Here is an 18,742-nt window from a genome sequence, read left to right as displayed (position 1 = left end):
GGCGACACGACACCACGAGGAGTCCACCATGTCCGAGCTCGTCCGGCGGCAGGTCCGCATGGTCGCGCACACCGCGTTCACGCCACCCGACGAGATCGGGTGGGAGACGGACGCCGACGGCGGATCCGCACTGGCCGAGTTCGCGGGCCGGGCCTGTTATCAGAGCTGGGACAAGCCCAATCCGCGCACGGCGTCGAACGCCGGTTACCTGAGGCACATTCTCGAGGTGGGGCACCTCTCGGTGTTCGAGCACGCGAGTGTGACGTTCTACATCACCGGCATCTCCAGATCGTGCACCCACGAACTCATCAGGCACCGCCACTTCTCCTACAGTCAGCTGTCGCAGCGGTTCGTCCCGGAGCACGATTCGAAGGTGGTGCCCCCGCCGGCGATCGCGGACGATCCGGAACTGGTGGAGATCTTCCGCCGGGCGACCGACGCGTCCCGGGAGGCGTACGCCGAGATGCTCTCCAAGCTCGAGGAGAGATTCGCCGACGTTCCCAACCCGATGTTGCGGCACAAGCAGGCGCGACAGGCCGCGCGTTCGGTGCTGCCCAACGCGACCGAGACCCGGATCGTGGTCACCGGCAACTACCGCTCGTGGCGCCACTTCATCGGGATGCGGGCGACCGAGCACGCGGACACCGAGATCCGTGGGCTGGCCATCGACGTCCTGCGGCAACTACGGGAGGCCGCGCCGGCGGTGTTCGCGGACTTCGAGATCACCTCGCTCGAGGACGGTTCGGAGATCGCGGTGAGTCCCTACGTCCTGGAGGGCTGAACCGGAACGCCGGGTCGGAATCGGGACTTCCCGTGGTCTGAGGGTAGTCTGGGAGGCCATGACACACGTGACCACAGGGGGCCCGACGTCGGCGGACGGTCGACAGGCACTCTCCCCACCCGGGCGCCCCACGCCGTTCGGCACGGTGCTCACGGCGATGGTCACCCCGTTCGGGTCCGACGGCTACGTCGACCTGAGCGCGGTCGCGTGTGTCGCACAGCACCTCGTGGACTCCGGGTGCGACGGTCTCGTCGTCTCCGGGACCACGGGAGAGTCACCCACCACCACGGACGCGGAGAAGATCGCGGTTCTCGAGGCCGTTCTGGCCGCGGTGGGGGACAGGGCGTTCGTGGTCGCCGGGGTCGGAACGTACGACACCGCGCATTCCGTGCATCTCGCGCGGCAGGCGGCGTCAGTCGGTGCCCACGGCATGCTCGTGGTGACGCCGTACTACTCCAAACCCACCCAGGCCGGCCTCGACGCCCATTTCCGGGCGGTCGCCGACGCCACCGATCGACCGGTGATGCTCTACGACATCCCGCCGAGATCGGTGGTCCCGATACAGGCGGATACGCTCATCGGACTGTCGTCCCACCCGAACATCGTCGCCGTCAAGGACGCCAAGGGTGACTTCCATGACGCGGCCACCGTGATGTCCCACTGTGACCTCGTCTACTACTCGGGAGACGATCAGCTCAACCTCCCGTGGTTGGCCGTGGGAGCGAGCGGTTTCGTCAGCGTGATCGGCCACGTGGCCGCCGCGCATCTTGTCGAACTGCGCCGTGCGTTCCTCGCGGGCGACATCGAGACCGCGCGTCACATCAACCTCGGACTCCTCCCGCTCTTCGACGCCCAACGGGCACTCGGTGGCGTGTCGATGTCCAAAGCAGCACTAGAACTTCTCGGGATCCCGGCCGGAGTGCCGCGACTCCCGCAGTTACCACCGACCACCGAGCAACAGGACGCGTTGGCGTCGCTGTTGCACAGAGCAGGAGTCACCAGATGACAGAAGAACCGACCACCAACCGGGGACGCGGCCGCACACGGCGCGCCGCCGGCCGCCCCACCGGCGAACCCGCCCCCGCGACCGCCGTGCAGTTCACCGAGCCCACGGCCACCTCGACCGCGCCGTCCACGAGTGGCGCCGACGACCGCCCGACGCAGGACCAGAACCGTCAGGGGCAGGGGAAGCAGAGCAAGTCCCAGCAGAGCGGCTCCCAGAAGAGCAGGGGACAGCAGGGCAAGGGACAGCAGGACCAGAAGCAGCAGGACCAGAAGCAGGATTCGCCCAAGGGCGGTTCGCGCGGTCGCGGGCGTGGGTCCTCGACCGGTGGGAACCAGGGCGGCGGCAACCAGTCCGGTGGGAACCAGGGCGGCGGCAACCAGTCCGGAAGTCAGGGTCGTGGCCGCGGAGGCCGGGGCCGGGGGCGCGGCAACGGCAACACCTCCACGGCCGAGTTCGGCGGGGTCAAGACCATGCAGGGCGGCGACATGACCGTGCGTCTGCCCAGCCCGCCCAAGCCCCGCAAGGGAGCGCTGCGGATGGTGGCCCTCGGTGGTGTGACCGAGATCGGCCGCAACATGATGACCTTCGAGTACGACTCGAAGCTGCTCATCGTCGACTGTGGCGTGTTGTTCCCGAGCTCGACCGAGCCGGGAGTGGACCTGATCCTCCCCGATTTCGGGCACATCGAGGACCGCCTCGACCAGGTCGAGGCCCTCGTGTTGACCCACGCCCACGAGGACCACATCGGGGCGATCCCGTTCCTGCTCAAGCTCCGACCGGACATCCCGGTCCTGGGGTCCCGCTTCACGCTCGCGCTGGTCGCGGCCAAGTGCCGTGAGCACCGCATCAAGCCCGTCTTCCGCGAGGTCGACGAGTCCAGCGTGAGCACCCTCGGCAAGTTCGAGGTGCGCTACTTCGACGTCAACCACTCGATCCCGGAGTGCCTCGGCCTGGTCATCCGCGCCGGTGGCCAGTCGGTGATGATGACGGGCGACATCAAGCTGGACCAGCTGCCGACGGACAAGCGCCCCACCGACCTGCCCAAGATGGGCAGGTTCGGTGACGAGGGCATCGACCTCCTGCTGATGGACTCGACCAACGCGACCACTCCGGGGGTCAGTCGGTCGGAGTCGGAGATCGGTCCCGCTCTCCAGCGGCTCATCTCGGATGCCCGTCAGCTCGTAGTGGTGGCGTGCTTCGCCTCCAACGTCTACCGCGTCCAGTCGGTCATCGAGGCGGCTGCCGCGAGCGGACGCAAGGTCGCCCTCACCGGTCGGTCGATGATCCGGAACATGGAGATCGCGCTCGAGATGGGGCTGCTCTCCGATCCCGAGAACGTAATCGTGGACATGGATACGGCGGCGAAGCTCCCGTCCGAGAAGGTCGTCGTGATGACCACCGGCACGCAGGGCGAGTCGATGGCGGGACTGTCCCGGATGGCGCGCCGTGAGCACCGCCAGATCAACCTCTCCGAGGGCGACACCGTGATCTTCTCCTCGTCCATCGTCCCGGGCAACGAGGAGCCCGTCTTCGGTGTCCAGAACAGCCTGTCCCAGATGGGCGTGAACGTGGTCACCAGCCGCGACGCGAACGTCCACGTGTCGGGTCACGGCGACGCGGGGGAGTTGCTCTTCGTCTACAACGCCGTGCGACCCAAGAACGCGATGCCGGTTCACGGCGAGTGGCGCCACCTGCGTGCCAACAAGGCACTGGCGATCGCCACCGGGGTACCGGAGGAGAACGTGGTGCTGGCCCAGAACGGCGTCGTGGTGGAGTTGGTGGACGGTAAGGCCTCGGTGGTCGGCCAGGTCCAGGTGGGCAATCTCTACGTCGACGGCCTGTCGACCGGCGACATCGGTGACACCGTCCTGGCTGACCGCACCGCGCTCGCCGAGGACGGCTTCATCGTCGCGACCGTGGTGGTGGATCCCCGCACCGGGCGGCCGGTGAGCAAGCCCCAGATCATCGGGAAGGGTTTCACCGACGAGCCGGGGGCTCTGGACCCTGTGGTCGAACTCGTCGAGAACGCATTGTGGGACCTGGCGGGCGAGGGTGAGACCGATCCCTACCGCCTAGCGCAGTCGGTGCGCCGCACGGTCGGTTCCTGGGTGTCCGAGAAGTGGCGCCGCAAGCCGATGATCGTGCCCACCGTCATCACCTCGGTGGCGGCGGAGGACTGAGCCCGGTGGACTCCGACCGGCGGACGCTGGCGCAACGGGAGCGAGGCGCTCTCGTCGAGACGATGCGTGCCGCCGGTCCGGAGGCGCCGACACTGTGCGACGGGTGGACGACCCGGGACCTCGCCGCGCACCTGGTGGTGAGAGAGGCGCGCCCCGACGTCGCCGCGGGGATCGTCCTGCCGGTGCTCGCCTCGCGCATGGAGGATCTGCGCCTCCGGGAGACCGAGACCCCGTGGGACGAACTGCTGGAGAAGATCGCCGCGGGTGCCCCGTGGTACTCACCGCTCCGCTACGCGGACCGTGTGGCCAACGCGGCGGAGTACCTCGTGCACCACGAGGACGTCCGGAGGGCCGACGGGCAGTGGACGGCGCGGGAGTTCGGCATCGAGGACCTCGATCGCATCTGGGCGCTCGGGACAACCGTGGCGAAGACGTTCCTGCGACGGGTGACCGCGCGCGTCGATCTGCGGACCCCTCCGGGGATGAGCCTGAGCAAGCCCGGTGCGGTGTCCACCGGGGCCGCGCTCGCCCCACTCGTCAGCGTGACGGCCGCCCCCGTGGAGCTCCTCCTGTGGGCGTTCGGCCGGGGTGCGGTCGACGTGGACATCTCCGGTTCGCAACAGGGGATCGCCGCGCTGGAGGCGGTGCCGAGGGGCATCTGACCCACCGTCCCCCCGTGTGGCTGCTGTTACCAATGGGGTGCGAGAAGATAGAGTGACCCCCATGGCACCCAGCTCGAACACGCGATCCACCCGTGCCCCCGGTGGACGGCGCCCGGCTTCGAAGTCCGGCGGACAGCGAACCACCGCGTCCACCTCGTCGTCGTCCCGCGGGGGTGGTTCCCGGCGCGGTGCCGTCGTCTCCACACCGAAGACCGGTAGCCGCTCACGGTCCCGCGCGGCCACCCCCGCCCCGGAACGGACGTCCGGGGCGTTCGGGGCGGTCGGGCGCGGCCTGAGGGGTGGATGGGCCGGGATGGCGAAGGGCCTCGGTCACGGCGTCCGCGGTCTGCGGGGTGACGCCGACGAGGACCGTGTGGCACCGCCCCACAGGCGGGACGGGCTCGGCCTGACCCTGCTCGGTATCGCGATCGTGTTCGCCGGAGCGGTGTGGTTCGGCGCGGCCGGTCCGGTCGGGGAGTGGGTCGACACGGGCATCCGGACGGTCGTCGGAACCCCCGGCGCGCTCCTGCCGCTGGTCCTCGGCGTCTGGGGTGTCCTCGTGATGGCCCGGGAGCCACGGCCCGACGTCCAGTCCAGATGGGTGGTGGGGACCACCGTGACCACCCTCGGTGTGCTGGGTCTGTGGCACCTGGGATCGGGTTCACCCGCGGACCCGGAGGGTGTCCGTGGTGGAGCCGGCGTCCTGGGCAGGATCGTCGGGGGCACGCTCGAGGCGGGCCTGTCCGTCTTCGTCGCCGTCCCACTGTTGGTGCTGCTCGTGGCGTTCGGCGTCCTGGTGCTGGTGGGTCGACCGGCCAGGGAGATCCCAGGAGTCGTGCGCGGGTTCTTCGGCTGGGACGGAAGCGGGGACATCGTCGATCACGAGAACCCGGAAATCGACTGGGACGGCCCCGACCCCGACGCCACGTCCGCGTACCCGATCTCCGAGAACGGGATCCCGGACGACCGCGAACGTCCCGCACCACGACGTCCGGCGCGCCGCAGGGTGGCCGCGTGGTCGGATACGCCGAGCACCGGGGAGACGGTCGAGATGCCGGCGGCCGCCGGTGCGGCAGAGGGTGCCGGCGCAGCAGGCGAGTCGGTCGCCGAGGACGACGAGTCTCCGGGGGCCGTACCCCGGCGCCGGCCCCGGAAATCGGACGCTCGCACCGCCGTACTGCCCTCGACCGACCCCGACGTCGTCGCCGGAGCAGCCGACACAGCGGTGGTGCCGCAGACCAACTCCCCGTCCACCCACACCGCGGCGGACAGCGACGTCGACAGGCTCGATTCTCAGAAGCAGTTGCTGAGCGGTGTCGAGTACACCCTCCCGCCCGTGAGCCTGCTCACCGCGGGAGACCCGCCCAAGGAACGCAGCGAATCCAACGACCAGATGATCGAGGCCATCCAGGGCGTCCTCGAACAGTTCAAGATCGACGCCGCGGTCACCGGCTTCACGCGCGGGCCGACGGTCACGCGGTACGAGGTCGAGCTGGGCCCCGGTGTGAAGGTGGAGAAGATCACCGCCTTGCACCGGAACATCGCCTATGCGGTGGCCACCGACAACGTCCGGCTCCTCGCCCCCATTCCGGGCAAGTCCGCCGTGGGTATCGAGGTCCCCAACCTCGATCGCGAGCTCGTCAGACTCGCCGACGTGCTCACCGATCCCAAGACCGCCACCAAGCACAACCCGATGCTCATCGGGCTGGGCAAGGACATCGAGGGCGATTTCGTCACCGCCGACCTGGCCAAGATGCCGCACCTGCTGGTGGCGGGTTCGACGGGCTCGGGAAAGTCCAGTTTCGTCAACTCGATGCTCGTGTCGTTGCTCACCCGGGCCACCCCGGACGAGGTGCGGCTGATCCTCGTGGACCCCAAGATGGTCGAACTGACCCCTTACGAGGGAATCCCGCACCTGATCACACCCATCATCACCCAGCCCAAGAAGGCGGCAGCGGCGCTCGCGTGGCTCGTCGAGGAGATGGAGCAGCGCTATCAGGACATGAAGTCGACCCGGGTGCGCCACATCACCGACTTCAACGATCGCGTGAAATCGGGCGCCATCACCACCCCGCCCGGCAGCGAGCGCGTCTACCGCCCGTACCCGTACATCGTCGCCGTCGTGGACGAGCTCGCCGATCTCATGATGACCGCGCCGCGGGACATCGAGGACGCGATCGTGCGGATCACGCAGAAAGCCCGTGCCGCCGGCATCCACCTCGTACTGGCCACCCAGCGTCCGTCGGTCGACGTGGTGACGGGTCTGATCAAGACGAACGTGCCGTCGCGCCTGGCCTTCGCGACCTCCTCGCTCACCGACTCCCGGGTCATCCTGGACCAGGCGGGGGCCGAGAAGCTGATCGGTATGGGAGACGGGCTGTTCATCCCCATGGGTGCGTCCCGGCCGATCCGCATGCAGGGCGCCTTCATCACCGACGAGGAGATCCACGAGGTCGTCGACTACGCCAAGAACCAGGCGGAACCCGACTACGACGACACCGTCACCGCCGCCAAGGAGGAGTCCACGAAGGAGATCGACGGGGACATCGGAGACGACCTGGACGACCTGCTCGCCGCCGTCGAACTCGTGGTCTCCAGCCAGTTCGGGTCCACCTCGATGCTCCAGCGCAAACTCCGCGTCGGATTCGCCAAGGCCGGGCGCCTCATGGACCTGATGGAGTCCCGCGACATCGTCGGCCCCTCGGAGGGCTCCAAGGCCCGTGACGTCCTGGTCAAGCCGGAGGAGTTGGCGTCGGTCATCTGGATGATCAAGGGGGGCACACCTCCCGACGAGGACGCCGGCGATGTGGGGGCCGCGAGCGAGACCCTCGACGAGGCGCCGGTGGGCTGAACCGGCGAGGGTCAGGCCAGCGCACCATAGACGGGCATCCACCCCCGGACTGTGACGTCGGATACCAACCCACGCAGACAGTGGGGGTCCTCGGCGACCAGTGTCCGGGCGGCGCCGGCCTCGGAGGCTTCCACGACGAGAAGAGCCCCGGAGCCGTCGGTATACGGTCCCACGGTTCGGATCGTCCCCGCCTCGACCTGGGCGGACAGCCACTCGCGGTGCGCGGGCTTGTTGGCCTCCCGGTCCTCCGTCTGCGCTGGTTCGTACCGGTAGCTGACTGCGAAGAGCGGCATCGGTGATGTCCTTCCCGATCATGGTGAGAGCGTTTTCGGATCCAGGGTATTGGCCCGGGTCTCGCTAAGGTGTGGGGGTGACACTTCCCTTCACCGACGACGGCCGCCCCGGTGCCGAGGTCCCCCTGCTCAACATCGCCAACGTGCTCACCGTCCTGCGGATCCTGCTGGTCCCGGTGTTCGTGGCTCTGTTCTTCGTCTCCGACGCCCAGGATCCGTGGTGGCGGGTTGGCGCGTTCGTGGTCTTCGCTCTCGCGATGGCGACCGACTACGTGGACGGGTACCTCGCCCGGCGACTGGGCCTGGTCACCGACTTCGGCAAGATCGCCGACCCGATCGCGGACAAGGCCCTCATGGCCGCGGCCATGATCTCGCTGTCCCTGGTCGACGAGTTGTTCTGGTGGGTGACGATCGTGATCCTCGTCCGAGAGGTGGGGATCACCCTCTGGCGACTGTTCGGTGTGGACCACGTGGTGGCGGCCAGCAAGGGTGGGAAGCTCAAGACCGTCACCCAGACCCTGGGGGTGGGGATGTTGATCCTGCCGCTGCCGTACTGGTTCTGGCCGGTCGAGTGGGCGGTGATCGGCGTGGCGCTGGTGCTGACCGTTTACACGGGTCTCGACTACCTGGTCAAGGCGCGTCAGGCCGCGCGGGCCGGGAGCTGAGGGGCCGGACCCGTGTCCGACACGACATCCCCCGTGCTCAGCGGGGCAGAGCCCGGTCCCGATCCCTCAGCCGCGGCCGCGGTGGCCGCGCTCGCCGGCCGAGGGTGGACGCTGGCGACCGCGGAGTCGCTGACCGCGGGGCTGCTCGCGGCCACGGTGGCCGGGGTCCCGGGCGCGAGCGCGGTCCTGCGGGGCGGCCTGGTGGTCTACGCCACGGACCTCAAACACGACCTCGCCGGGGTTCCCGAGGACGTGCTCCAGAGGCACGGGTCGGTGTCGGGGGAGGCGGCTCGCGCCCTCGCTGCGGGCGCGGCCCGCCGGTGCGGGGCCGACGTCGGGGTGGGGCTGACCGGCGTAGCGGGGCCCGACCGGCAGGAGGGGCGTCCGGTAGGGACCGTCTACCTGGGGTTCTGTGCACCGGGAGTCGCTCCGTGGTCGATGGAGCTGGCACTGCGAGGGGGCCGCGACGCGATCCGCCGGGCCGCCTGTCAAGCGGCCCTCGACCGGCTGGTGGGGATCGTCGGCCACCGCGGGAACGAATCGGGTGGATGGGGCGTTGTACCCCGTGATGCCGACCATCCAGATGACCACGCTGCCCCACCCGGACCACCGGAGTGGCCCCCCGCTGCTCCGGGAGACCCTCGGGACGGTGCTCCGCGGGCTGAGGGGCGAGACCGGACGGACCCTGAGGGACGTCGCCGACGCGGCCCGGGTGAGCCCCGGGTACCTCTCCGAGATCGAGCGCGGACGCAAAGAGGCCTCGAGTGAGCTCCTCGCGTCGATCTCGGGTGCGCTCGACGTGTCCCTCGGCGAGATCCTGATCAGGGCCGCCTTCGAGGTCTCACCCCCGGGCACCGTCTCGCCCCACTGCACTGACTCATCCAAAGGCACCGACTCATCCCCTGGCTCCGTGTCGCCGCGGGAGCCGGTACTCGCGGCCTGAGCACAGCCGCGGCAACGCCCGGTGGTCGCCCCCCGGCGTAGTTCGGTACCGTGGTGAAGACCCGTCGTCCGAATCGGCAGAAGGACACTACGCAGCGATGGCCAATCCGTTCACCAAGGCATGGCGCTACCTGATGGCGTTGTTCGATTCGAAGATCGACGAGAATGCTGACCCCAAGGTCCAGATCCAGCAGGCGATCTCGGACGCACAGCGGCAGCACCAGCAGCTGTCCCAGCAGGCGGCCGCCGTGATCGGCAACCAGCGGCAGCTCGAGATGAAGCTCAACCGACAGCTGGCCGACATCGAGAAGCTGCAGGGCTCCACGCGGCAGGCGCTCCAGATGTCCGAGCAGGCCCGCCAGAACGGCGACGCCCAGAAGGCGACGGAGTACGAGAACGCCGCGGAAGCGTTCGCCGCCCAGCTCGTCACCGCCGAGCAGAACGTCGAGGACCTCAAGGGCCTGCACGACCAGTCGCTCCAGGCCGCGGCCCAGGCCAAGAAGGCCGTGGAGCAGAATGCGATGGTCCTCCAGCAGAAGGTGGCCGAGCGGACCAAGCTGCTCAGCCAGCTGGAGCAGGCCAAGATGCAGGAGCAGGTCAGCGCGTCGCTGCAGTCGATGTCCGAGGTCTCCTCCGGTGGCAACACCCCGAACCTCGACCAGGTGCGGGACAAGATCGAGCGACGGTACGCCAACGCCCTCGGATCGGCCGAGCTCGCCCAGAACTCCGTTCAGGGCCGGATGCTCGAGGTCGAGCAGGCGTCCACGCAGATGGCCGGGCACAGCCGTCTCGAGCAGATCCGCGCGTCGATGAAGGCGGAGGGTGGCCAGCTCGGGCAGGGCACCGGTTCGGCGTCCCAGCTTCCTCAGGGGCAGCCCCAGGCCGCGACGCCGCCGGAACAGCAGGCGCAGACGGAACAGCAGTGAATCGTCCGAGGACGGGCCGCTGGCGAGCACGCCGGCGGCCCGTCCTCGTCCGTCGTGAAAGGGTGGGCACGTGACTCTGACCGAGTTCAGGGCCCGGACAGTCGAGGCCTTCGGGAGTTTTCGAGCCGATCATCTCGTACGGTCCCACCACCTCGGGGCGTTCGACGGACGCACGGCGGAGGAGGCCATCGACGCGGGCGCCCCGGTCAAGCAGGTCTGGATGGCCCTGTGCGCGGAGTTCGAGGTTCCCGACTCGTTACGTTGACACCCGGGCGGCGTGTCGTTGCCCCTCGAACACGCGTTCGCCTATAGTCGGGCCATGTGATGACGGGAGGGCCCGTCCACAGGGCGCCGTCCCTCCACAGTGAAGGGGTGCCGGGCTCGCGCGAGGCATTCGTGTCGTACCCGACCCGTAGCGTCCGCGAGAGAGCAGACCACACAGACCATCCGGCACGACACCGGTGGTCGAGCACGAACGGAGAACATCATGGCCCCCAAGAACACCGCCAAGTCGGGAACCCGGACCGGCGTCGCCCCGAATCGCGAGCAGGCACTGGAGCTGGCGCTCGCCCAGATCGACAAGGCCTATGGCAAGGGGTCGGTCATGAGGCTCGGGGACGACACCCGCCCGCCGGTCCAGGTGATCCCCACCGGCGCCCTGTCACTCGACGTCGCACTCGGGGTCGGCGGGTTTCCCCGCGGGCGTGTCGTGGAGGTCTACGGTCCGGAGTCGTCGGGTAAGACCACGGTCGCACTGCACGCCGTGGCCAACGCGCAGGCTGCCGGCGGTATCGCCGCGTTCATCGACGCGGAGCACGCGCTGGATCCCGAGTACGCCCGCAAGCTCGGCGTGGACACGGACAACCTCATCGTCTCCCAGCCGGACACCGGCGAGCAGGCGCTCGAGATCGCGGACATGCTGGTCCGGTCGGGGTCCATCGACATCCTGGTCGTCGACTCCGTCGCGGCGCTGGTGCCGCGGGCCGAGATCGAGGGCGAGATGGGCGACAGCCACGTGGGTCTCCAGGCGCGGTTGATGAGCCAGGCTCTCCGGAAGATGACAGGTGCGTTGCACAACACCAACACCACCGCCATCTTCATCAACCAGCTGCGCGAGAAGATCGGGGTGATGTTCGGCTCGCCCGAGACCACCACCGGCGGTAAAGCACTCAAGTTCTACGCCTCGGTCCGCCTGGACGTGCGCAGGATCGAGACTCTGAAGGACGGCGCGGACGCGGTGGGTAACCGCACCAAGGTCAAGGTGGTCAAGAACAAGATCGCCCCGCCGTTCAAGATCGCGGAGTTCGACATCCTCTACGGAGAAGGAATCAGCCGTGAGGGATCGCTGATCGACATGGGCGTGGAGAACGGGTTCGTCAAGAAGTCGGGTTCCTGGTTCACCTACGGTGCCGACCAGCTGGGGCAGGGCAAGGAGAATGCCCGCCGGTATCTGAAGGAGAACCCCTCGGTTCGCGACGAGATCGAGCGGAAGATTCTCGACAAGCTCAACATCGGGGCTGGTGCGGAGCTCGCGGAGATCGAGGCGGAGGCGGATGAGGACGCACCGATCGACGTGGTGCCTGTCGAGTTCTGATGAGTGTCCAGGGCCCGGACCCCCACGAACGGGGGCGGCGGATCACGTCGGAGCAGTTACGCACGGCGGTCGCCGCGGTGGAGGCGAGGTCGTCGGGGAGCTCGGATCTGCCGCCTTTGGCTCCCGAGGCCCACGACGCGGCGACTGCGGCCCTCCGTCTCCTGCGCCACCGTCCCCGTAGCGAGCACGAGCTCCGGGAGAGGCTTCTGGGTAAGGACCACACACCGGACGCGGTGGACGAAGCGTTGGGCAGGGTTCGAGTCTGGGGCCTTCTCGACGACGCCGACTTCGCGTCGGAGTGGGTCAGAGGCCGCCGGCGCCGACGCGGACGCTCGCGTGGCGCCCTCGAGCGGGAGCTCCGCGAGAAGGGTGTCGCCGAGGTCCACATCGCCGGGGCGGTGTCCGACATCGACGAGTCCGACGAGCACGAACACGCCACCGAGTTGGTGCGGGCGCGGCTCGCGCGCCGGACGGCCGCCTCCCGCCGCGACGCCGACCTCCAGGGGGAGCGGCGCAGGTTGGTGGCGTTCCTCGGACGACGGGGTTATCCCACGGGGTTGGCGATGACGGTGGTCGATGCCGAGTTGGCGGCCCAGGTGTCGCCCTGAGTACCCTGGCCTGCGTGGATACTCTCGTGACCGACCAGCAGACGACAGCCGGAGACGCCGGTGTCGAGCGTGTCGAGCGTGTGGAGGGGCGCACCTACCAGGTGCGGACCTTCGGATGCCAGATGAACGTCCACGACTCGGAGCGGCTCTCGGGTGTGCTCGACGAAGCGGGATACGTCCCGTTCGAGGGAGAGGCGGATCCCGCACGGGGCGCGCTGCCGGACCTCGTCGTGTTCAACACCTGCGCCGTCCGTGAGAACGCCGACAACCGCCTCTACGGCACGCTCGGCCATCTGCGCCCGTGGAAAGACGCCAACCCGCGAATGCAGATCGCGGTCGGGGGTTGCCTCGCGCAGAAGGACAAAGACGTCGTGGTCTCGCGGGCGCCGTGGGTCGACGTCGTCTTCGGCACCCACAACCTCGGTCACCTCCCCACCCTGCTCCAGCGGTCGCGCCACAACGAACGTGCCGAGGTGGAGATAGCCGACTCGCTCCAACACTTCCCGTCAGCCCTCCCCGCCACGCGCGAGTCCGCCTACGCCGGCTGGGTCTCCGTGTCGGTCGGCTGCAACAACACCTGCACGTTCTGCATCGTCCCCTCCCTCCGCGGCAAGGAGGTGGACCGGCGTCCCGGCGAGGTACTCGCAGAGTTGCGGGCACTGGCGGACGAGGGTGTCCTGGAGGTCACCCTTCTGGGCCAGAACGTCAACGCCTACGGGCGCTCGTTCCACGACCCTTCCGAGCCGTCCGACAGGGGAGCCTTCGCGAAGTTGCTGCGCGCTGCCGGTCGGGTCGAGGGAATCGAGCGGATCCGGTTTACCTCGCCCCATCCGGCGGAGTTCACCGACGACGTCATCGAGGCGATGGCCGACACCCCCGCCGTGTGCCCGCAGCTGCACATGCCCCTGCAATCGGGCTCGGATCGTGTCCTCCGGGCGATGCGACGTTCGTACAGGTCGGAGCGCTTCCTCGGCATCCTGGACAGGGTGCGTGCCGCGATGCCGCACGCGGCCATCACCACGGACATCATCGTCGGGTTTCCCGGTGAGACCGAGGAGGACTTCCAGGCCACTCTCGACGTCGTCGAGAAAGCCCGGTTCACCAGCGCTTTCACGTTTCAGTACTCGCCGCGACCGGGGACGCCGGCGGCGACGATGGACGACCAGATCCCCAAGTCCGTCGTGCAGGAGCGCTACGAGAGACTGATCGCGCTGCAGGAGCGGATCACCCTCGAGGAGAACGAGAAGCAGGTCGGTCGTGAGGTCGAGTTGCTCGTCACGGCGGACGAAGGGCGGAAGGACGCCGCCACCGCCCGGATGACCGGACGGGCCCGCGACGGCCGCCTGGTGCATTTCGCCCCGGTGGGGGAGCACGCCGGGCGGATCCGGCCCGGCGACGTGGTCACCACCCGTGTCACCTCGGCTGCACCACACCACCTGCTCGCTGACGACGGAGTACTGACCGTTCGGGCGACTAGGGCGGGCGACAGGCATGAAGCCGGTGAGAAGCCGGAGACGCCACCGATCGGGGTGGGGCTCGGACTGCCCACCCTGCGGAGAGCCGCCGACACCCCCGACACCACCCCGAAGGGATGCCCCACGTGAACACCGCTGACCGCCCCGACCCGATCGAAGGGATCCTGGAGTCCAGCACCGTGAACTCGGAGCTCCGGCAGAAGGACAGGGTCCTGGGCCACACTCTCGTCATCGGCAAGGCCTATCTGGCGTCGGCTCTCCTGATCGTGCTGCTCGCGGCCGCACTGGTGTTGCCCCACAGTGACGGGGTGCGTGGCCTCGACGTGTTGTTCTTCACCGAGGCGGCCCGGGCCCAGGAGACGTCGCTGCCGTCCCACGTGTTCGTCCTGCTCTATTCGGTCGGTGCCATCCTGTTCGGCGCGGTCATGATCATCACCCAGAAGTGGTGGGCGGCGGGCGTCGCGTGGGGTGCGAGTTGTGTGGCCGCCGTCTACGGGATGCTCGCGATCTGGCTGCGTCAGTCCGGACGAGGGCCCGACCCCGACTTCCGGGACTTCGGCGCCCCCGGGATCGGGATGTACGTCAGCGTCATTCTGGTGCTCCTGCTGGTGATGACACTGGCCGGGGTGCTGTGGGCGCGAACGCCGGAGCAACGAGAGCTCGAGGACTCGCTCCGCCACCGCGAGTGAATCGGGGCCCCACCGTGCAGGGGTTCCGCCCACCTCTCCCGCCCACCTCCCCCGCCCCAGAGGCCGGGCTCGCCTGACGACCGTCGTGGTCAGCGGGTGTCGACCGCGTTCTCGGCGGCCTCGGCCCACTCCCTCCACTGCAACGCCTGCGCGCGGGCCTTCTCCGCGTCCTTGGACCTGCCCGCGGCCTCGGCCTTCGCCGCCTGCTCCTCGAAATCGTCCACGCGCACCCAGAACTGGGCGGCGCGGGCCTTGGCCTCGGGGTCGGTCCGTCGCCATTCCGCGTCCGCCGCATCGGACACGGACTTCTCCAGTGCCCGGATCCGTCCCTCGAGGTCTCCCATCCGCTCCCGGGGGACCTTGCCGATCTCCTCCCAGCGGGTCTGGAGCTCCCGCAGGGCCGTGCGCGCTGCGGTGAGGTCCTTCTGAGGGTCGATCCGACCCGCGTAGGCGGCGAGCAGCGCCTCCTTCGCGTTCGCGTTGCCCGCGAACTCGGCGTCCCTCTCGGCGGCCGCGGCGTGGCGGGCGTCGAAGAACGTGTCCTGTGCCGCCTTGAACCGCTTCCACAGCGCGTCATCGGCCTCGCGCGGGGCGCGGCCGGCGGCCTTCCACTCGTCCATGAGCCGTCTGAAGGCGGTCGCCGTGTCGTTCCAGTCGGTCGAGCCCGAGATCGCCTCGGCGCGCTCGACCAGCTCCTCCTTGACCCGCTTCACCGATGCCCGAGTGCGGTCGAGTTCCGCGAAGTGCGAACCCCGGCGTCGATTGAACGCCTCGCGCGCCTTGGAGAAGCGCTTCCACAGGGCGTCGTCGGTCTTGCGATCGATACCACGGATGGTCTTCCACTCGTCGAGGATCTCCCGTAGGCGATCGCCGGCGGCCTTCCACTGGGTGGACGACTGCCCGATCTCCTCGGCCTCGACGGCCAGCGCCTCCTTGCGTGCGATCGAGGTCGCGCGCTCCTCGTCCTTACGGTGGCGCGCCTCGGCCTCCACGTCGCCGGACCGTTCGATCACTGTCGCGAGCCGGGCCGCGAGGGCGTCGAGATCGCCCACCGCGGCCGCGGTGGGGAGCTGTTCGGCGAGCGTCTCGGCGGACGCGCGCGTCTTGCGTGCGTCCTGCGGGTGAGACTCGAGACGGGCCTCGAGGAGCGTGACCTCGGCTACCAGGTCGTCGTACCTGAGGCCGAAATGTGCCAGACCCTCTTCGGGAGCTCCGGCCTGCCAGGATCCCACCTGCCGCTCGCCATCGGAGGTCCTCACGAACACCGCGCCGGAGTCGTCGACCCGTCCCCACTCGGATGGATCCGACGCCCGGATGACCCTGGTGTCTGGGGTCGCCGACGCCCTCGGGGCAACTTTGCGGGCGAGGGCGGCGGGGGAGGGCGCACCGGGACGTGGGCCCGGCGTCGGCGTGGGGCCCGGGGTGCGGCCCGGGTTGGGGGTCGGTGCGGCCGCTCCGGGGTTCGCCACGCCAGGGCTGGTCGGTGACTGGTCGCTCATCTGCTCCTCATCTCGTCCCGCCGCGTGACACGGCACCATCGCCGGAAAATTCCACCGGTCGTCGCCTCGCCGGCCCTGTGCGGGACGGCATCCCCCTAGTGTGTACCAAGCTCCGCCCGGGTGCCGGGGTATCTTCCGCGAGTCCGGCAGAGTCCTGAGTCCGGGCTCCGGTGGTGGTCAGTAAGGTTCTCGGTGTGAGCACCTCTGTCGTAGTGGTACCCGGAGCGCCGGTCCTGGTGCCCGAGCTGTCAGGGGGAGCGGCCGCGGAGTCGGCCGAGCAGGTCGACGCGGTGGTGGCGATGCTCCGGGCTGCCGGGAGCGGCGTCGACAGTGTGCTGGTGTGGGGAGCGGATACCGCGGGCCGCACGATCGGTGACGTGAGTTCGTCCCTGGCGCGATGGGGTGCGGCGGCGCCGGTCGGGCGCCCCGGGGCACCGGAGGCTGATCATGAGGAGGTCCCCGACGCCGCGCTGATCGCCTGGTGGCTGCTCGACCGCGCCGGGATCGACCTGCCCCGGTCCTTCGTGGCAGTCACCGGTGCCGGGCGACTGCCACGGTGCGCGAGCCCGAGCACCCTCGTCGTCGTCGTGGCCGACGGCCCCGCCTCACTCTCCCCCCGCGCGCCCGTCCCCGAGGACCCGCGCGGCGTCGCCCTCGACGCCGACCTGACCGGGTGGCTACGGAACGGCGGTCCGCTCCCGGATCCCGGGGAGGCGGTGGCGCAGTCAGTGGGGTGGTGGAGCAGGCCGGCGTGGCTCGAGCTCTCCGGGCTGGTCGGGGAACGGGCGGCGGTGGAGTCGATCTCGTGGGCCCCCTTCGGGGTGGGATACCACGGTGCTCGATGGTCGGGGGACCACGAGTGAGCGGCCCAGTGCCGGTCGCCGTGGTGGGACCGACCGGGACCGGGAAGTCCGAGCTCGCCCTCGATCTCGCGGAGCGGCTGGGCGGGGAGGTGATCAACTGCGATGCCATGCAGCAGTACCGGGGCATGGACATCGGCACGGCCAAGCTCCCGCTGGCCCTGCGGCGCGGGATCCCGCACCACAGGCTCGACGTGCTCGACGTGACACAGACCGCGAGCGTCGCCGACTTCCGTCGCGAGGCCGAACGCGAGGTCGCCGAGATCCGGCGACGCGGGCGAGTGCCGATCCTGTGCGGGGGGTCGATGATGTACATCCAGGCACTGGTCGACGACTGGGCCATCCCGGACACCGACCCGCAGGTCCGGGCGTCTTACGAACGGCGCCTCGAGGAGATCGGGGTACAGGCGTTGCACGCCGAGCTCGCCCGCGTGGACCCCGAGGCCGCGCAGACCATCCTGCCCACCGATCCCCGCCGGACGGTGCGGGCACTGGAGGTGATCGAACTGACCGGGAAGCCGTTCTCCGCCTCCAGGCCGACGATCGGTGACCCCCGCTGGGGTACACGCCTGCTGGGCCTGCGCTGCGGGCTCGCAGAACTCGATGAACGGCTGGAGGCGCGTACCGGGCGGATGTTCGATGACGGACTGGTCGCGGAGGTGCGGGGGCTCGTCGGACTAGGACTGCTCGAGGGCGTGACGGCCCGTCGGGCGATCGGGTATGCGCAGGTACTCGACGAGATGGACGATGACCTGGCGATCGACGAGGGGGCAATGGCCCGTGCCCGCGAACGCACGGTGATCGGCACCCGCCGGTACGTCCGCAGGCAGCGGTCCTGGTTCGGGCGTGATCACCGCATCAGGTGGATCGACACCGACACCCGCCCGGTCGACGGGGCGCCCGCCGGTGGCCGGACGCCCCTGGACGCCGCGCTCGAGATTCTGGACGGGGTGCAGCGGTGAGCTCCTCGAACGGCAATCGGGGCCGCGTCCAGTCGGTGGACCGGGCGTTCGCCCTGCTCGACTCGCTGGCCCGCCGAGGCGGTCGCGCCTCTCTCGGCGAGTTGTGCGCCGATACCGGCCTGGCCGCGGCGACCGTCCACCGACTCTGCGGGACCCTCGCCGAGACGGGTCACCTCCGTCGGGACACGCGCCGCGACTATCTCCTCGGCCCCCGGCTACAGCGGATCGGTGAGGTGGCGGGCCGGGCGACGTGGTCGTGGGCGACACCGGTCCTCGAGGCCGTGGTCGAGGGGACCGGCGAGACCGCCAACCTCGCCGTTCGCGACGGGGACGGCGTGGTGTATCTCGCCCAGGTCCCGTCACCGCACTCGATGCGGATGTTCACCGAGGTGGGACGCCGGGTGCACGTGCACTGCACGGCGGTAGGCAAGGCGTTGGCCGCCCTGGACCACGACGACGAGGTCCGCGCGATGCTGGCCAGGACCGGTATGCCCGGGTACACGGACTCCACGATCGTCGAGCCGGACCTGCTCATCGAGGAACTCGAGCGCATCCGCCGGGAGGGATTCGCCACCGACGAGTCGGAACAGGAAGAGGGGGTCCGCTGCGTCGCGATCACGGTGGGGGTCGGCGATGCCGCGGTCGCGGTGTCCGCGTCGGGTCCCGAGGCGCGATTCACCGAGGAGCGCCGCGACGCCGCGGTGGACGTCCTGAGGGCCGCTGTGGCCCATCTGCACCCCTGATCGGCC

The 18,742-nt window shown here is 69.6% G+C and carries 19 protein-coding genes; 17 read left to right on the top strand and 2 right to left on the bottom strand.

Going from position 1 to position 18,742, the window contains the following annotated elements; genetic code table 11:
- Nucleotides 1-28: 28 nt before the first annotated feature.
- The 5 genes from thyX (at nt 29) to H483_RS29610 (ending at nt 7,480) form a co-directional block, all read left to right on the top strand.
- A complete protein-coding gene (gene thyX / locus H483_RS29630; RefSeq protein WP_017836932.1) occupies nt 29-781 on the top strand; it encodes an FAD-dependent thymidylate synthase in 753 nt (250 codons plus the stop codon).
- A 58-nt stretch (nt 782-839) separates the two neighbouring features.
- Entirely contained in the window at nt 840-1,787 is a 948-nt protein-coding gene (gene dapA, locus H483_RS29625) for a 4-hydroxy-tetrahydrodipicolinate synthase (RefSeq protein WP_017836931.1), read from the top strand.
- A complete protein-coding gene (locus tag H483_RS29620; RefSeq protein WP_017836930.1) occupies nt 1,784-3,967 on the top strand; it encodes a ribonuclease J in 2,184 nt (727 codons plus the stop codon). The genes dapA and H483_RS29620 overlap by 4 nt, the downstream gene beginning before the upstream one ends.
- Before the next feature lie 5 nt (nt 3,968-3,972).
- A complete protein-coding gene (locus H483_RS29615) occupies nt 3,973-4,629 on the top strand; it encodes a TIGR03085 family metal-binding protein (protein WP_017836929.1) in 657 nt (218 codons plus the stop codon).
- Between the two features lie 313 nt (nt 4,630-4,942).
- On the top strand, nt 4,943-7,480 hold the full coding sequence (locus tag H483_RS29610; protein WP_017836928.1) for a DNA translocase FtsK: 2,538 nt from the start codon (nt 4,943-4,945) through the stop codon (nt 7,478-7,480).
- Between the two features lie 11 nt (nt 7,481-7,491).
- On the opposite strand, the gene H483_RS29605 is transcribed toward H483_RS29610, so the two are convergent.
- Entirely contained in the window at nt 7,492-7,773 is a 282-nt protein-coding gene (locus H483_RS29605) for a YciI family protein (RefSeq protein ID WP_017836927.1), read from the bottom strand.
- Between the two features lie 77 nt (nt 7,774-7,850).
- Between H483_RS29605 and pgsA the strand changes: the two genes are divergently transcribed.
- The 9 genes from pgsA (at nt 7,851) to H483_RS29560 (ending at nt 14,672) form a co-directional block, all read left to right on the top strand.
- Nucleotides 7,851-8,438: a CDP-diacylglycerol--glycerol-3-phosphate 3-phosphatidyltransferase gene (gene pgsA, locus H483_RS29600; RefSeq protein ID WP_017836926.1), complete on the top strand. Its 588-nt coding sequence runs from the start codon at nt 7,851-7,853 to the stop codon at nt 8,436-8,438.
- Between the two features lie 12 nt (nt 8,439-8,450).
- On the top strand, nt 8,451-9,206 hold the full coding sequence (locus tag H483_RS40585) for a CinA family protein (protein ID WP_371204358.1): 756 nt from the start codon (nt 8,451-8,453) through the stop codon (nt 9,204-9,206).
- Entirely contained in the window at nt 9,088-9,381 is a 294-nt protein-coding gene (locus tag H483_RS29590) for a helix-turn-helix domain-containing protein (protein WP_371204355.1), read from the top strand. Before H483_RS40585 ends, H483_RS29590 begins: the two co-directional genes overlap by 119 nt.
- Before the next feature lie 97 nt (nt 9,382-9,478).
- Complete coding sequence (locus H483_RS29585) at nt 9,479-10,306, top strand: PspA/IM30 family protein (protein ID WP_017836923.1); 828 nt, start codon at nt 9,479-9,481, stop codon at nt 10,304-10,306.
- A 70-nt stretch (nt 10,307-10,376) separates the two neighbouring features.
- A complete protein-coding gene (locus tag H483_RS29580; RefSeq protein WP_017836922.1) occupies nt 10,377-10,571 on the top strand; it encodes a DUF3046 domain-containing protein in 195 nt (64 codons plus the stop codon).
- Nucleotides 10,572-10,793: 222 nt separating this feature from the next.
- Nucleotides 10,794-11,900, top strand: a complete 1,107-nt coding sequence (gene recA / locus H483_RS29575; protein WP_017836921.1) for a recombinase RecA — start codon at nt 10,794-10,796, stop codon at nt 11,898-11,900.
- Nucleotides 11,900-12,508 (top strand): regulatory protein RecX, encoded by a 609-nt coding sequence (locus H483_RS29570; RefSeq protein WP_017836920.1) that lies wholly within the window; start codon nt 11,900-11,902, stop codon nt 12,506-12,508. Before recA ends, H483_RS29570 begins: the two co-directional genes overlap by 1 nt.
- 14 nt (nt 12,509-12,522) lie before the next feature.
- Nucleotides 12,523-14,112 carry a tRNA (N6-isopentenyl adenosine(37)-C2)-methylthiotransferase MiaB gene (gene miaB / locus H483_RS29565; protein WP_371204353.1) on the top strand — a complete coding sequence of 530 codons (1,590 nt, stop codon included), beginning with the start codon at nt 12,523-12,525 and terminating at the stop codon, nt 14,110-14,112.
- Nucleotides 14,100-14,672, top strand: a complete 573-nt coding sequence (locus tag H483_RS29560) for a hypothetical protein (protein ID WP_017836918.1) — start codon at nt 14,100-14,102, stop codon at nt 14,670-14,672. The genes miaB and H483_RS29560 overlap by 13 nt, the downstream gene beginning before the upstream one ends.
- Nucleotides 14,673-14,761: 89 nt before the next feature.
- Here the strand turns inward: H483_RS29560 and H483_RS29555 are convergent, their stop codons facing one another.
- Nucleotides 14,762-16,171 (bottom strand): DUF349 domain-containing protein, encoded by a 1,410-nt coding sequence (locus H483_RS29555; protein WP_031264881.1) that lies wholly within the window; start codon nt 16,169-16,171, stop codon nt 14,762-14,764.
- Between the two features lie 194 nt (nt 16,172-16,365).
- On the opposite strand from H483_RS29555, the gene H483_RS29550 reads away from it, so the two are divergent.
- The 3 genes from H483_RS29550 to H483_RS29540 are packed head-to-tail and all read left to right on the top strand — an operon-like array spanning nt 16,366 to nt 18,736.
- The gene (locus H483_RS29550) at nt 16,366-17,034 is read left to right on the top strand and encodes a hypothetical protein (RefSeq protein ID WP_031264880.1); all 669 of its coding nucleotides are present in this window, start codon (nt 16,366-16,368) and stop codon (nt 17,032-17,034) included.
- A complete protein-coding gene (gene miaA, locus H483_RS29545; RefSeq protein WP_238556291.1) occupies nt 17,031-17,993 on the top strand; it encodes a tRNA (adenosine(37)-N6)-dimethylallyltransferase MiaA in 963 nt (320 codons plus the stop codon). Before H483_RS29550 ends, miaA begins: the two co-directional genes overlap by 4 nt.
- Nucleotides 17,990-18,736 carry an IclR family transcriptional regulator gene (locus H483_RS29540; protein ID WP_017836914.1) on the top strand — a complete coding sequence of 249 codons (747 nt, stop codon included), beginning with the start codon at nt 17,990-17,992 and terminating at the stop codon, nt 18,734-18,736. Before miaA ends, H483_RS29540 begins: the two co-directional genes overlap by 4 nt.
- Nucleotides 18,737-18,742: the final 6 nt, after the last annotated feature.

The sequence above is a fragment of the Dietzia sp. UCD-THP genome, assembly GCF_000349585.1.
GTDB classification, from domain to species: Bacteria; Actinomycetota; Actinomycetes; order Mycobacteriales; family Mycobacteriaceae; genus Dietzia; species Dietzia natronolimnaea_A.
This window is presented reverse-complemented; position numbering and strand designations above follow the sequence as displayed.

What these genes read in the sequence shown, in the direction of transcription:
- H483_RS29555 (WP_031264881.1), bottom strand. Translation starts at nt 16,171, where the DNA reads ATGAGCGACCAGTCACCGACCAGCCCTGGCGTGGCGAACCCCGGAGCG.
- H483_RS29585 (WP_017836923.1), top strand. Translation starts at nt 9,479, where the DNA reads ATGGCCAATCCGTTCACCAAGGCATGGCGCTACCTGATGGCGTTGTTC.
- H483_RS29620 (WP_017836930.1), top strand. Translation starts at nt 1,784, where the DNA reads ATGACAGAAGAACCGACCACCAACCGGGGACGCGGCCGCACACGGCGC.
- thyX (WP_017836932.1), top strand. Translation starts at nt 29, where the DNA reads ATGTCCGAGCTCGTCCGGCGGCAGGTCCGCATGGTCGCGCACACCGCG.
- recA (WP_017836921.1), top strand. Translation starts at nt 10,794, where the DNA reads ATGGCCCCCAAGAACACCGCCAAGTCGGGAACCCGGACCGGCGTCGCC.
- H483_RS29570 (WP_017836920.1), top strand. Translation starts at nt 11,900, where the DNA reads ATGAGTGTCCAGGGCCCGGACCCCCACGAACGGGGGCGGCGGATCACG.
- H483_RS29610 (WP_017836928.1), top strand. Translation starts at nt 4,943, where the DNA reads ATGGCGAAGGGCCTCGGTCACGGCGTCCGCGGTCTGCGGGGTGACGCC.
- dapA (WP_017836931.1), top strand. Translation starts at nt 840, where the DNA reads ATGACACACGTGACCACAGGGGGCCCGACGTCGGCGGACGGTCGACAG.
- H483_RS29560 (WP_017836918.1), top strand. Translation starts at nt 14,100, where the DNA reads ATGCCCCACGTGAACACCGCTGACCGCCCCGACCCGATCGAAGGGATC.
- H483_RS29605 (WP_017836927.1), bottom strand. Translation starts at nt 7,773, where the DNA reads ATGCCGCTCTTCGCAGTCAGCTACCGGTACGAACCAGCGCAGACGGAG.